Annotated in this window: 13 protein-coding genes; all 13 read left to right on the top strand. The window is 50.3% G+C overall.

Annotation, left to right across the window (positions count from 1 at the left end):
* Positions 1-81: 81 nt before the first annotated feature.
* On the top strand, positions 82-738 hold the full coding sequence (locus MKZ15_RS15930; protein ID WP_155607767.1) for an RsfA family transcriptional regulator: 657 nt from the start codon (positions 82-84) through the stop codon (positions 736-738).
* 105 nt (positions 739-843) lie between these two features.
* Positions 844-1779, top strand: a complete 936-nt coding sequence (locus MKZ15_RS15925; RefSeq protein WP_339816894.1) for a 2-dehydropantoate 2-reductase — start codon at positions 844-846, stop codon at positions 1777-1779.
* 78 nt (positions 1780-1857) lie between these two features.
* Complete coding sequence (locus MKZ15_RS15920) at positions 1858-2241, top strand: DUF3397 domain-containing protein (protein WP_206106935.1); 384 nt, start codon at positions 1858-1860, stop codon at positions 2239-2241.
* Positions 2242-2465: 224 nt separating this feature from the next.
* The gene (locus tag MKZ15_RS15915) at positions 2466-4175 is read left to right on the top strand and encodes a peptide ABC transporter substrate-binding protein (protein WP_339816891.1); all 1710 of its coding nucleotides are present in this window, start codon (positions 2466-2468) and stop codon (positions 4173-4175) included.
* 190 nt (positions 4176-4365) lie between these two features.
* Complete coding sequence (locus MKZ15_RS15910; protein ID WP_155607764.1) at positions 4366-5298, top strand: ABC transporter permease; 933 nt, start codon at positions 4366-4368, stop codon at positions 5296-5298.
* Positions 5299-5303: 5 nt separating this feature from the next.
* Positions 5304-6266, top strand: a complete 963-nt coding sequence (locus tag MKZ15_RS15905) for an ABC transporter permease (protein WP_155607763.1) — start codon at positions 5304-5306, stop codon at positions 6264-6266.
* 12 nt (positions 6267-6278) lie between these two features.
* Positions 6279-7274: an ABC transporter ATP-binding protein gene (locus tag MKZ15_RS15900; RefSeq protein ID WP_155607762.1), complete on the top strand. Its 996-nt coding sequence runs from the start codon at positions 6279-6281 to the stop codon at positions 7272-7274.
* The gene (locus tag MKZ15_RS15895) at positions 7271-8212 is read left to right on the top strand and encodes an ATP-binding cassette domain-containing protein (RefSeq protein ID WP_155607761.1); all 942 of its coding nucleotides are present in this window, start codon (positions 7271-7273) and stop codon (positions 8210-8212) included. Before MKZ15_RS15900 ends, MKZ15_RS15895 begins: the two co-directional genes overlap by 4 nt.
* Positions 8213-8381: 169 nt before the next feature.
* Positions 8382-10019, top strand: coding sequence for a bacillithiol biosynthesis cysteine-adding enzyme BshC (gene bshC / locus MKZ15_RS15890; protein WP_193416361.1), 1638 nt, complete (start codon positions 8382-8384; stop codon positions 10017-10019).
* 12 nt (positions 10020-10031) lie between these two features.
* On the top strand, positions 10032-11300 hold the full coding sequence (locus MKZ15_RS15885; RefSeq protein ID WP_339816887.1) for an adenosylhomocysteinase: 1269 nt from the start codon (positions 10032-10034) through the stop codon (positions 11298-11300).
* A 417-nt stretch (positions 11301-11717) separates the two neighbouring features.
* A complete protein-coding gene (gene mraZ, locus MKZ15_RS15880) occupies positions 11718-12155 on the top strand; it encodes a division/cell wall cluster transcriptional repressor MraZ (protein ID WP_155607758.1) in 438 nt (145 codons plus the stop codon).
* An 82-nt stretch (positions 12156-12237) separates the two neighbouring features.
* Complete coding sequence (gene rsmH, locus MKZ15_RS15875) at positions 12238-13212, top strand: 16S rRNA (cytosine(1402)-N(4))-methyltransferase RsmH (RefSeq protein ID WP_213622616.1); 975 nt, start codon at positions 12238-12240, stop codon at positions 13210-13212.
* On the top strand, positions 13213-13665 hold the full coding sequence (locus MKZ15_RS15870) for a hypothetical protein (protein WP_339816885.1): 453 nt from the start codon (positions 13213-13215) through the stop codon (positions 13663-13665).

Below are 13665 nucleotides of genomic sequence, written 5' to 3'. Positions count from 1 at the left end.
AAGCATTTTACCCATACGCCTGCCGGAGACCGCCGGTTGGAAGACGGTTAGACTAGGATGTCGTTAGGAGGTTTTTATAGCATGACAGCTGTGAGACAAGATGCATGGAGCGCAGAAGACGATTTGATTCTGGCCGAGGTGACTCTTCGGCATATACGGGAGGGCAGCACCCAATTAAACGCTTTCGAAGAGGTCGGGGAACGGATTGGCAGAACGGCGGCGGCCTGCGGTTTCCGATGGAATAGCTGCGTACGGAAAAAATACGAAGCGGCCATCAGCATCGCCAAAGCACAGAGACAGAAACGGAATTATATGAAAAAGCAAACCCCGCTCATCGCGGGTTCCGGCATGGCTTCCCTCGCTTCCGTCGAAATGGACGACGGTGGTTATCGCGGCAGTGATGGAGTAACCGAGGAAACGATATCCATCGATGCGGTGATCCGTTTTTTGCGCGGATGGAAAAGTACGGTTCAGGAGACGAACCGTCAAATGAAATCGCTGGAGAAGGAGCTGCGTGAGAAAGAAGAGGAGCTTGCCGCACTTCGCGAAGAAAACGAACGGTTATCGACGCAGGTCAATGAGGTACAGACCGATTATCGGGTCGTCAACGACGATTATAAGGCGTTAATTCAGATTATGGACCGGGCCCGGCGGTTGGCTTTTTTGAACGAAGAGGACGAGGAAAGTAAATCTCGATTTAAAATGGATGCGAACGGAAATTTAGAACGAATCGAATAAGAGGGACGAGACAGAAAACTCCTGCCGAAACGGCAGGAGTTTTGTGTTTTAGGGGAAGGGTTTGGTATAAAGGGAATAGGAGGAAAGAAAGGACGTGGAGCTTCAATGCAATTTGATATTATTGGCGCAGGGGCGCTGGGGTTGCTTTTTGGTGGCAAGCTAGCGTCGTCCGGCGAGTCCGTTCGATTTTGGACAAGGACTCCCGAGCAAGCCATTTCGCTGAAGCAGGAAGGAATCCGGCTCGACGAACCGAACGGGACCTCATTCAACGTAGAGGGAAATCAATTCGAAGCTTATTATATGGAAGAAAGCGGTTCGATCGAGATCGCCAAACGAGCCGATTGGCTGCTACTAACGACAAAACAACGGCATCTGGATACCAAGCTGCTGAATTCCGTCGGCCAACTTGCGGGTCCGGAGACGAAGGTCGTGTGTTTTCAAAATGGAGTAGGACACATGGAGTTGATTCGCAGCGCATTGCCTGGCGTACCGGTATATGCGGCGATCACGACGGAAGGCGCGAAACGGATAAACGAATATAGCGTCGTCAGGGCCGGCCATGGGACAACGCAAATTGGCGAGAGCGGTAGCTCGCACGATCAAGTCGGGTATGGAGAAAGTTTGGTAAAAATGCTTGAGACAGCAGGATTTACCGCCCTTTTGTCGAAAGACATCGAGAGGGAAATCTATAAGAAGCTACTGATCAATGCCGTCATCAATCCGTTAACAGCTCTATGGAGGGTTGCGAACGGACAGTTGCTTGAAAAAGAGGAGCGACTCCTCCTGCTGCGGCAGTTATGCGAGGAAGGTACTGCAATCTATAACTCCAACGGGATTCCCTGCGATAATGACATGTTTGATCAAATCGTAGAGGTATGCCGGGCAACAACCACCAATATCTCATCGATGTTAAAGGATGTGCAACAGGGCACGCCGACGGAAATCGATTATATTAACGGGCGATTGGTCGAAATGGCACAAACCAAGGGGATTTCAGCCCCCGGTCATGAAATGGTATGGCGGCTGGTCCGCGCATTATAACCTGACATGAATATAAAAATATAGTTACTTACTTGGCAAGTCATCTTTTTAATTACAAATTGATGTGGAGGTGGGGCTTTGGAAGCGTTGGTCTCTTCCTTTATCGTGTTGGCCATGATCCCAATCATTCCTTTTGGGCTGGTTTATTTCATTCATTTCCAAGTGAGACGGGATAAAAAAGCGGCGCTGAAGCTAGCTATGGACGTGACGACGCTGTTTCTGATCTTTTCAGTATCCGCGTTGTTCAATAACGTGTTTCATTCAACCTTTGGCTTCTATCTCATTCTCATCATTCTGCTGGTTGTCGGAGGGTTGATTGGCGGCGCACAGACTCGCCTGAAGGGGAAGGTTGACGGTCGTAAGCTGTTTCGCGTAGTTTGGCGCCTGGCGTTTGCGGGAACCGGTGCGGCTTATGTCCTGTTATTTTTGATTAGCTTCATTACATATATTACAGCGGCATAGATCAAACTACGGATACAGGTGAATACCGAATAAATGAATGACATCTTTGGTTAATTGTTAAGGAAAACAAATGTCAATATTGTATATTGGACTATTTTGTTAAAGAAAAGCGCTGAATTTATCAAATCGCGCGAAAAATCTTTAAATTTATGTTGGATTTTTTTGACCGCTGGTTGTATAATCTAAAAACATATACCAAAACATTTTAAGGGGGATATTGCTAGATGAAGAAGAGTAAAAGTCTTTTGCTTCTTCTGACGCTCGTTCTTGCAGTCGGCACTTTGCTTGCCGCATGCGGTTCGAACGGCGGGAACAATGGCGCTGCCAATAACGGCGCAGCTAACGGAGGCAATACGGCTTCCGACAGTGGCAACAGCGGTGGAGAGAAATTGGCCGCGGATCAAACGCTTAGAATTAACCTGAGCGCGGAGCCGCCAACATTCGACCCGGCTCAAGCTCAAGACAGCCAAGCCAACACCGTTCTGAAGTTGATGTACGAAGGACTTACGCGCCAGGACGAATCTGGTCAAGTCATCCCCGCTGCAGCTGAAAGCTGGGACATCGACGGTACGAAGTATACGTTCCACCTGCGTAAAGACGCGAAATGGAGCAATGGCGACCCTGTAACCGCGAACGATTTCGTCTTCGCATGGGAACGCGTCCTGAGCCCGAAGACAGATCCGGCTGCACCTTATGCATACCAATTGTGGTACCTGAAAAACGGTCAAGAATATAATGAAGGAAAAGTTACGGATTTCAGCCAAGTCGGCGTTAAAGCAGTTGACGACTACACGCTGGAAGTTGATCTGGTATCTCCGACACCGTACTTCCTGGGCTTGACTTCTTTCTATACGTTGTATCCGGTTCACCAATCCGTGAAGGATGACCCGAAATGGGCGGTTGACCAAAGCAAAATGATCGTGAACGGTGCGTTCACCTTGACCAACTGGGTGAAGGGTCAAACGATCGAAGTGACCAAGAATGAAAGCTACTGGGATGCAGCTAACATCAAGTTGAGCAAAGTTACGATGTCCTTGGTAAACAGCAGCGCGACTGAGCTGGCATCTTACCAAAACAACGAATTGGATCGTGCCGGTGCGCCTAACGGTGAAATTCCGACCGACCAAATCCCGATCCTGAAGGATCAATTGAAAGATGAATTGGAAATCAAAGGTATTTCCAGTACGTACTACTATGAATTTAACGTAACGGCGAAACCGTTCGACAACGTGAATATCCGCAGAGCATTCTCGATGGCTGTCGATCGTCAAGCAATTGTTGATAATGTAACACTTGGCGGTCAAGTACCGGCATTTGGTTTTGTACCTCCGGGTATCAAAGGCGTTAACGATGAATATCGTAATGAGCACAAAGACGACTACTTCACAGAGAACCTGGAAGAAGCGAAGAAGCTTTTGGAACAAGGGATGAAAGAAGAAGGCTACACCAAACTTCCTGAAATCACTTTGATCTACAACTCCAGTGAAGCTCACAAGAAAATCGCTTTGGCAGTTGCTGACATGTGGAAGAAAAACCTGGGCGTTGACGTGAAATCGGAAAACCAAGAATGGGCCGTTTTCATCGAAAACCGTCAAAACTTGAACTACCAAGTCGCTCGTGCTGGTTGGAGTGCTGACTACAACGATCCGATGACTTACTTGGATATGTGGGTAACAGGCGGCGGTAACAACGACACTGGTTTCTCGAATGAAGAGTATGACAAGCTGATCCAAGAAGCGAAAACTAGTGACGATATGGCGAAACGCGATGCAAACTTCGCAAGAGCCGAAGAAATCTTGATGAAGGACAATCAAGTCCTGATGCCGCTCTACTACTACACGAACGTTTCGGCTACGAAACCGTACCTGAAAGGCGTAGTATTGGACTTCAGTGGCGCGATCGATTACAGCCGCGCTTACCTGTTGGAGCATTAATCGGTAAGTATCAAACTTCATAGGAATTTCGGGATATATATGTGGGTATTCCATATATATCCCGTTTTTTTTGTGCGCGGATTTCTTCCAAGCATTTCGTCCTTATACAATTATATGGAATAGACAAAGTGGTTTTTTTCACCTAAAATCGATATATGTCGAAATTTATAAGAAGGAGGTGTGAACGGGCATGGTGCGTTATATTGCCAATAAGTTTTTCTATATGTTGGTTTCGCTGTTTATACTCATTTCGGCGACCTTCTTTCTGATGAAAGCCATTCCGGGGAGCCCCCTGACATCGGAGAAGCAGGTGCCACCGGCAATCAAAGAACGACTAGTTGAACAGCTGGGACTCGATAAGCCCGTTTATCAGCAGTATCTGAAATATTTGGGTGAGATTGCGCAGGGCGATTTGGGAATTTCCATGAAACAGATCAATCAGGATGTTTCCCACATTATCGGTCAAACGTTTTCAGCGTCCTTGAAGCTGGGAGCCGTAGCTATCGTCGTCGCGTTAGTTGTCGGGGTGGTACTTGGTATGCTGGCAGCGCTGTATCATCGCAAATTGATTGACAATGTGGCGATGGTGTTAGCGGTGCTGGGCATCGCGGTGCCGAGCTTTGTCGTCGCTTCTTTGCTGCAATATGTATTCGCTTCGAAGTTGCACTGGTTGCCGACGATGGGCTTTAAGGGACCGTTGTATTACGTGTTACCGGTGGCGGCCCTAACCGCGCAACCGATTGCGTTTATCGCGAGGTTAACCCGCTCTAGCATGCTGGAGGTCTTGCATGCCGATTATATCAAAACCGCCAAGGCAAAAGGCCTCGGTTGGATGGCTATCCTGTTCCGCCACGTGATCCGCAACGGCATTATGCCGGTCATCACCTATATGGGACCGATGACCGCGAACATTGTTACCGGTTCTGTGGTAATTGAACAAATCTTCGGGATCGGCGGCATTGGCAAACAGTTCGTGCAAGCGATCAGCGTCCGCGATTATCCGCTGATTATGGGGATTACGATCTTCTATGGCGTATTGCTGATGTTGGCTCGTTTCATCACAGATATTCTCTATGTGATCGTGGATCCAAGAATTAAACTTTCGAAAGGGAAGGAGGGATAATGCGCATGGAATCGAATCCGATCAAAATGATGCCGACTCCAGCCGATCTAACCGCGGACGATTTTCGCAAAATCGGCACGGACGAGAAAGAAGCCGAAGTGATCCAACGCGAAAGTATATCCGCCTGGCGCGACGCTTGGCAACGGTTACGCAGCAACAAGCTGGCGATGACGGCTTTGATCATCTTGGCGTTGATTACGCTAACCGCGATTATCGCTCCTTGGCTCGTCGGCAAGATTTACGGCTATAACTATTATTCGAACGATCTCTTGTATACCAACAAAGGCCCCTCGGCTACGCATTGGTTTGGAACGGACGACCTCGGTCGCGATATGTTCATCCGGACCTGGATGGGGGCGCGCATTTCCCTGATCGTCGGTTTGGCTGCAGCCTGTATCGACCTGTTGATTGGCGTCATTTACGGCGGTATCATGGGCTACTATGGCGGCCGTGTCGATGAAATTATGAATAAGTTTTCTGAAATCCTGTACTCCATTCCTTACCTGCTCGTTACGATTCTTTTGCTGGTCGTGATGGAGCCAAGTTTGGGGACAATTATCCTGGCATTAACGATTACCGGCTGGATTAACATGTCATGGATCGTGCGCGGTGAAATTATGCAGTTGAAAAACCGCGAATACGTGCTCGCTTCCCGCTCGATGGGCGCAGGCCATGGACGCTTGTTGTTCCGCCACCTGTTGCCGAATGCGGTGGGCCCGATCATCGTTACGGTCACGTTGTCCGTGCCAAACGCGATTTTCGCCGAAGCGTTCTTAAGCTTCCTTGGTCTGGGCGTACAGGCTCCGGTTGCTTCGCTGGGTTCGATGATCAACGATGCGCTGACCGGTTGGTTGTACTACCCATGGCGTATGCTGTTCCCAGCAATTCTGATCAGCTTGACCATGTTATCGTTTAACATTTTTGGCGACGGTCTTCGCGACGCGCTGGATCCTAAATTGAAGAAATAGGAGGTGGAATGAATGGAGCCGATTTTACAAGTCAAAGATTTGCATGTTTCCTTCCAAGTCAAAGGTGGAGAAGTGAAGGCCGTCCGCGGCATGAACTTTGAAGTGGGGAAAGGTGAAACGGTTGCGATCGTCGGCGAATCCGGCAGCGGCAAAAGCGTCACGGCCCAAACGATTATGCGCCTGATTCCATCCCCTCCTTCCATCATTAAACAAGGTGAAATTGTTTTTCAAGGGCAAGACCTATTGAAGAAAAGCGATAAGCAAATGGAATCGATCCGCGGGAAAGATATTGGCATGATATTTCAGGACCCGATGACCTCCTTGAATCCTACGATCAAAGTAGGCCGACAAATTACTGAAGTATTAATCAAACATCAGAATATGTCAGCGGGCGAAGCGAAGAAACAGGCTGTCGAAATGCTCAAGCTTGTTGGCATCAAGAATGCGGAAGCCCGCTTTAACCAATATCCACACGAATTCTCCGGGGGCATGCGGCAGCGTGTTATGATCGCCATTGCCCTGGCTTGCCGGCCTTCACTGCTGATCGCGGATGAACCGACGACGGCGCTCGACGTTACGATCCAGGCCCAAATCATGGACGTGATGAAAGAAATGCAATCCCGGCTTGGAACTTCCATCATTCTGATCACCCATGACCTTGGTGTCGTGGCAGGCATGTGTGACCGCGTTATCGTTATGTATGCCGGGGAAGTGGTGGAAACCGGGACGAAATGGGAGATCTTTAAGAACCCGCAGCATCCTTATACAAAAGGTTTGCTCCGTTCGATGCCTCGTTTGGACCAAAAGAAAGGCGAACCGCTTATTCCAATTATCGGCACGCCACCGGATTTGATTAAGCCGCCAATCGGTTGTCCTTTCGCTGCTCGCTGCGACCAGGCGATGAAGATTTGCGAACGCATCGATCCAAGCGCGACCGTATTCAGCGAGACGCATACGGCTCGCTGCTGGGATCTTCATCCGATGGCCAAGGAGGTACAGTCGTCATGAGCAAAGGCAAAACCTTGATTGAAGTTGAAGGTTTGAAAAAATACTTTAATGTCGGCGGCGGCAACGTTCTGAAAGCCGTCAACGATATTAGCTTTTCGATCGCTGAAGGCGAAACGCTTGGCCTCGTTGGTGAATCGGGTTGCGGTAAATCGACCGCAGGCCGTACGATCCTTCGTTTGTATGAACCGACAGCCGGCAGTGTCCGCTTTAACGGCGTGGATATCAACCAATTGTCGCCGAAGAAGATGAAGGCCATGCGCCGCGATATGCAGATGATCTTCCAGGATCCATATGCATCGCTGAATCCGCGCTTTACCGTTACGGATATCATCGGCGAAGCGTTGGATATTCACGGGATGGCCGGTTCTCACGCGGAACGCAAAAAACGGGTCGAAGAGTTGCTCGATATGGTTGGTTTGAACCCGGACCATGCAACGCGTTATCCGCACGAGTTCTCCGGGGGTCAACGTCAACGGATCGGGATTGCCCGCGCGCTTGCGGTAAATCCGAAGTTCATCATCTGCGATGAACCGATCTCGGCGCTCGACGTATCCATCCAAGCGCAGGTCGTCAACCTGCTTGAAGATCTTCAGGATCGCCTGGGATTGACGTATCTGTTTATCGCGCATGACTTGTCCATGGTCAAACATATCAGTGACCGGGTTGCGGTAATGTACCTCGGCCGGATCGTGGAACTTGCAGATAGTGAAGAACTGTATGCAAACCCGATGCACCCCTATACGAAAACGCTCTTGTCCGCGATTCCGATCCCGGATCCGGAAATTGAAGCCAACAAGAAACGGATCCAGTTAGAAGATACCGCAAGCGGCCCGATCGGCAAAGAAGGCACATCCGGCGGCGGATTGTTCGATTTGGACAACTCTGAGCTGGTTGAAGTGTCCAAAGGACATTTCGTCTCCATGCCAAAGAAAGGCTGATTGAACCTGCGAGCTCCCGCAGCCGTAAATGACGGTTGCGGGAGTTTTTTTGCGCTTAATGGTTACGGAAAGTTAGAAGTTTCGCAAAAGTAAGGATTTCTTTGACGGAGCGGCCGGACATCCGGTACAATCAAGGAAGGTTTTGATGCAGACAGGAGGACGCTACCTGATGAATGTCGTTCAAGAGCAACTTTCGTTCGCGGGGCCGCTGGCTGAGGTATATATCAATCAGTTCTCCGCGGTTGAACTATTATATGAGAGCGATCCGAGCCAGTCCGAAAGTTGGACTGAACGGGCCGTGTGGTTAGATCAAACGGAACATACACGCGTGGATCGGAAGGCTTTGGCCACCCGACTACGTGAATATAACGGACGTTATAACCCCGATCCGGCCGTTGGACGGGCGATCGGCCAACTGGAGTTGCCCGGTACAGCGGTGATTGTTGGTGGACAGCAGAGCGGGGTATTCACCGGTCCGCTGCTCGTCGTCTATAAAGCGGTGACGATCCTTAAAGCGGCAAAGGCGGCTTCGGATCGGTTAAACCGCCCGGTTGTGCCGGTATTTTGGATCGCCGGCGAGGATCACGATTGGGACGAGGTCAATCATACCTATGTGTTATCGCAGGATTTGCAAGTGCGTCGAATTCGTATGCACCGTGGGGCGATGGACCGGCTGCCGGTTAGCTTTACGAAGGTGGAGGCCGAAGCTTGGGATAAGGCCGTGTCAGAACTGGAGCAGCTGCTTCCGGACAGCGAGCATAAGGCGGGCATCATGGAACTGGTACGATGTTGTTCAGAGGATGCGGATAATTTGACGGCGCATTTTGCCAAGTTGATCGGGGCCTTATTCGGAAAGCATGGCCTGGTGCTGCTGGATTCGTCGGATCCTGAGTTGCGCCGACTGGAGATGCCGGTGTTCGAGCGGATGATCCGTCAAAATGATGAGCTGGAGTCGGCTTACCATGAGACGGTACGCGATATGGCAGGGTTGGGGTACGAACCGTCCGCGGAAGTGGCCGAAAACGGGGCTAATTTGTTCTACATAAGCGAGCGTGAACGTCTATTGTTGTTTAAGCGGAACGACCGGTTTGAAGACCGCAAGGGCAAGGTTACCTTTACGGCTGACGAATTGTTGGAGGAGCTAAGGAAACATCCGGAGCGATTCAGTAATAATGTACTGACTCGCCCGCTGATGCAAGACAGCCTGCTTCCTGTTCTAGGCTCGGTGCTGGGCCCCGGCGAGATCGCCTACTGGGGGCTTACGCGCAAGGCGTTTCAGAAGCTTGGGTTGAAAATGCCGCTGCTGCTGCCCCGGGAATCTTTTACCGTGATTGACGGGACGATACAGAAGCATATGAAGAAATACGAGCTTAGCTGGAATGATGTAAAGGATCCTGAGGTCTTCCATCGCAAACGGAGCGCTTGGCTCGCTGCTCAGGAGCGTATGCAGGTCGACGAACGGTTCGATGAAGTTGTTGCTGCGTTTGGGGAACTGTATGCGCCACTCCTTGAGGAACTAGCCGGGGTCGAGAGCGGGTTGTCTCGACTTGGGACGGTGAACAGGGACAAAATTCTCGATCAAATCGATTACCTACGCGGCAAGGCGAAGGATGCGATGGAGAAAATCCATGAAACCGGCCTGCGTCATTTTGACCGGATTCAATTGTCGTTATTCCCTTTGAACAAGCCGCAGGAGAGAGTTTACAATCTATTTGATACTTTGAATCGGTTCGGAATGGATTGGATCGAAGACCTGCTGGATATTCCTTATGAGTTGACTGGCAAACATCGAATTATTTATTTATAGGAGGAGACGAATATGAGCTCAGAAGCAATTCAGAACAGTATCATCACCGACTTGAAGCTAGCCCCGGAAGGACATTTGAAAATCGATTGGGTGGAAGCCCATATGCCGGTGCTGAACCGGGTTCGTAAGCAATTCGAGGCCGAGCAACCATTTAAGGGATTGAAAGTCACGATCTCGCTTCATTTGGAAGCGAAAACGGCTTATTTGGCCAAGGTCGCGCAAGCAGGCGGTGCTGAGGTGACCATTACCGGAAGTAATCCGCTGTCGACGCAGGACGACGTCTGTGCGGCATTGGTTGAAGATGGCGTGACGGTTTATGCCAAATATAATCCTGAGCCGGAAGAATATAAGGCGTTGTTGATCAAAGCGCTTGAAACAAAACCGGATTTGATTATCGACGATGGCGGCGATTTGGTCACGATTTTGCACTCGGAACGGACGGATTTGCTGGAGAACGTACGGGGCGGCGCTGAGGAGACGACGACCGGTATTTTGCGGCTGAAAGCGATGGACAAAGAAGGAAAACTCAAATTCCCGATGGTGGCGGTCAATGACGCCTATTGCAAATATCTGTTCGACAACCGCTACGGAACCGGTCAATCGGTGTGGGACGGAATTAACCGGACGACGAATCTGGTGGTGGCCGGCAAAACCGTCGTTGTGGTCGGTTACGGCTGGTGCGGCAAAGGCGTAGCGATGCGAGCAAAGGGCCTTGGCGCGAACGTCGTCGTCACGGAAATCGACGCGATCAAAGCGGTCGAAGCCGTCATGGATGGCTTCCAAGTGATGCCAATGCTGGAAGCGGCGAAGGTTGGCGATTTCTTCATCACCGTGACCGGTAACCGAGATGTCATCCGCGGCGAGCACTATGATGTCATGAAGGACGGCGCTATTTTGTCCAATGCGGGTCATTTTGACGTGGAAGTGAACAAGCCGGAACTTAAAGAGCGTTCCGTATCGATCCGCACCGTACGTCGCAACATCGAGGAATATCAACTGAAGGACGGGCGCAAAATGTATCTGCTCGCGGAAGGCCGTTTGGTCAATTTGGCTGCGGGTGACGGACATCCAGCCGAAATCATGGACATGACGTTTGCGCTGCAAGCGTTGTCCCTGAAATACGTAAACGACCGCTATAAGGAAATCGGCAAAACGGTCGTCAACGTCCCTTACGAGCTCGACGAGCAAGTTGCCCGCTTCAAGCTGGAAAGCCTTGGCGTAAATATCGATACATTGTCCGCCGAGCAGCGCGCTTACCTGGATAGCTGGCAAGAGCATTAATTCGGTTGATCCTTGGGGCTTGAGCGGAGTTGAATTTATAGCTGCGTCGCATCGGGGGGGAATTAACGGTATTTTGCACCGCTAATTATTGCTTTTCAGCCGGTAGATGATAATTAACGGTAAATCGTACCGCTAATTCACCGGTTTGGGCAAAGTCGGGCGATGATGAAAGAAATAACGCTACAAATTACCGTTAATTCAGAATTAGGACGATCTCGTGCAGAGGAATCTGCCGGGATCGTCCTTTTTGTCGTGTTTTGGCGATCGCTGGCTCCGCCCTTCAATAGTCACGCTAACGCCACTTCAAAAAAAATTATGAACAATAGAAGGATTTTCTCATCCAATGTGGAATAGTTACATATCACGGTGGTGTAAAGTGGTGCAAAGTGGGGGAAAGAGGTAAGGAGTGAGTCACCAATGTTTATGGGGGAATTCCAACATAGCATTGACGATAAAGGCCGGATTATCATACCGGCTAAGTTTCGTGATCTCCTCGGCAGCTCTTTCGTCGTTACCCGCGGCTTGGACCAGTGTCTTTTCGTTTATCCGATGCAGGAGTGGGAAGTCCTGGAGCAGAAGCTGAAGGCACTGCCGTTGATGAAGTCCGACGCCCGCGCATTTACCCGTTTCTTTTTCTCAGGAGCGACGGAATGCGAATGGGATAAACAGGGAAGGGTAAACTTGCCAGGCAGTCTAAGGCAGTATGCCAAGCTGGAGAAGGATTGCGTTGTTCTCGGCGTGTCAAACCGGGTAGAAATATGGAGTAAAGACACTTGGGAGCAGTACTTCCAGCAGTCGGAAGATACTTTCAATGAAATTGCTGAAAAATTGGTCGACTTCAATTTCGATCTTTAAGCGCGTGTTCAATAAGTCAGGTTTTCAAGATGACTTTTTGAATAACCTCTTTAAAATGAATTCAGGTTTGGGGGCGTAAGTCTTGTTCCATCACATCACGGTACTCAAAGAAGAAGCGACAGAAGGGTTACGCATCAAGCCGGACGGCATTTACGTGGATTGTACGCTGGGGGGCGGCGGTCACAGCTCAGTGATCTTGTCCAAGCTGGGTCCAGGCGGAAGGCTGATTGCTTTCGACCAGGATGACTGGGCGCTGGACAATGCCAAAGAGCGGCTCACAGCCTACGCAGACAAATTAACTTTGGTAAAAAGCAATTTTCGCTATATCGAGCAAAAACTGCTGGAGATCGAGGGAGTGCCACAGTTAAACGGGATTCCCCAAGTGGATGGCGTTTTGTTCGACCTCGGCGTTTCCTCTCCCCAATTTGATGAGGGGGAGCGGGGGTTTAGCTATAACGCGGACGCGCCGCTCGATATGCGGATGGATCAGTCCGCGTCCCTGACGGCGCGGGAGATCGTCAATTCGTGGTCGGAACGTGAAATTGCTCGTATTTTGTTTCAATACGGCGAAGAGAAATTTTCCAGGCGAATCGCTAGAGTCATCGTGGAACGGCGCGAGCAGGAACCAATCGAAACGACGGAGCAGCTTGTCGAGCTGATTAAGGAAGGGATCCCGGCGGCGGCAAGGCGGACGGGCGGACATCCGGCCAAACGCAGCTTTCAGGCGCTGCGCATCGCCGTGAACGACGAGCTGGGAGCCTTCGAGGAAGGGTTGCATGCGGCCATCCGCTGTTTAGCGCCGGAAGGCCGGGCTTCGGTCATCACCTTCCATTCGCTTGAGGACCGAATTTGCAAGCAGATTTTTGCTAGCTATGTTGAGAAATGTACTTGCCCACCCGACTTTCCGATGTGTGTGTGCGGAGGCAAAGGTTCACTGAAATTAATCAATCGGAAACCGCTAGTCCCGTCGGAGCGGGAACTGGCAGATAATCCACGGGCCCGCTCGGCGAAATTGCGCGTGGCGGAGAAATTGCAAACTGGTGTGGAGGTATCGTAAATGGCTTATACGCGAGGGAATCTGGCAGTTAAAGAGAAGCAAACGGAACGCAGCTATCAATCGCAGCGTTATCGGGAAACGACGAAGGTGGTCACCCGCCGATCGCCGCTGCCGGTTCGTGAGAAGCTTTTGTATATGATGACGGTCCTGTTTTGCGTGGCGATCATGGGCGGATTGCTATGGCAAAATGTGTCACTTTACAACATAAAGCGGCAAATGTTTAATTTGAATACGGACATTCAAACCATTAACGCCGAAGTGAAGGAATTGACGATCCAGAAGGAAAAGCTGGAGGAGCAGATTCCGTTGAAGGCGAATGAGCTCGGTTATGTACAGCCTGAGGTGGAAGGTTTCCACGTCCAAGTTCCTACGGGAACTGACGAGAATAACGGCTTCAACGCGGGCACCGAAACGGCGGCTGCGGCAGATGGCGTGGCTACGGCCAAGAAATAA

It is taken from the genome of Paenibacillus sp. FSL R7-0216 (assembly GCF_037969915.1).
GTDB lineage: Bacteria > Bacillota > Bacilli > Paenibacillales > Paenibacillaceae > Fontibacillus > Fontibacillus rhizolycopersici.
Note: the sequence above shows the minus strand (reverse complement) of the source record. Positions and strands in the feature narration are given on the sequence as shown.

Bases quoted from the DNA above. Each gene is read 5' to 3' on its own strand.
- MKZ15_RS15910 (WP_155607764.1), top strand. From the start codon at position 4,366: ATGGTGCGTTATATTGCCAATAAGTTTTTCTATATGTTGGTTTCGCTG.
- MKZ15_RS15930 (WP_155607767.1), top strand. From the start codon at position 82: ATGACAGCTGTGAGACAAGATGCATGGAGCGCAGAAGACGATTTGATT.
- MKZ15_RS15895 (WP_155607761.1), top strand. From the start codon at position 7,271: ATGAGCAAAGGCAAAACCTTGATTGAAGTTGAAGGTTTGAAAAAATAC.
- mraZ (WP_155607758.1), top strand. From the start codon at position 11,718: ATGTTTATGGGGGAATTCCAACATAGCATTGACGATAAAGGCCGGATT.
- MKZ15_RS15905 (WP_155607763.1), top strand. From the start codon at position 5,304: ATGGAATCGAATCCGATCAAAATGATGCCGACTCCAGCCGATCTAACC.
- MKZ15_RS15925 (WP_339816894.1), top strand. From the start codon at position 844: ATGCAATTTGATATTATTGGCGCAGGGGCGCTGGGGTTGCTTTTTGGT.
- MKZ15_RS15870 (WP_339816885.1), top strand. From the start codon at position 13,213: ATGGCTTATACGCGAGGGAATCTGGCAGTTAAAGAGAAGCAAACGGAA.
- bshC (WP_193416361.1), top strand. From the start codon at position 8,382: ATGAATGTCGTTCAAGAGCAACTTTCGTTCGCGGGGCCGCTGGCTGAG.
- MKZ15_RS15885 (WP_339816887.1), top strand. From the start codon at position 10,032: ATGAGCTCAGAAGCAATTCAGAACAGTATCATCACCGACTTGAAGCTA.
- MKZ15_RS15915 (WP_339816891.1), top strand. From the start codon at position 2,466: ATGAAGAAGAGTAAAAGTCTTTTGCTTCTTCTGACGCTCGTTCTTGCA.
- MKZ15_RS15900 (WP_155607762.1), top strand. From the start codon at position 6,279: ATGGAGCCGATTTTACAAGTCAAAGATTTGCATGTTTCCTTCCAAGTC.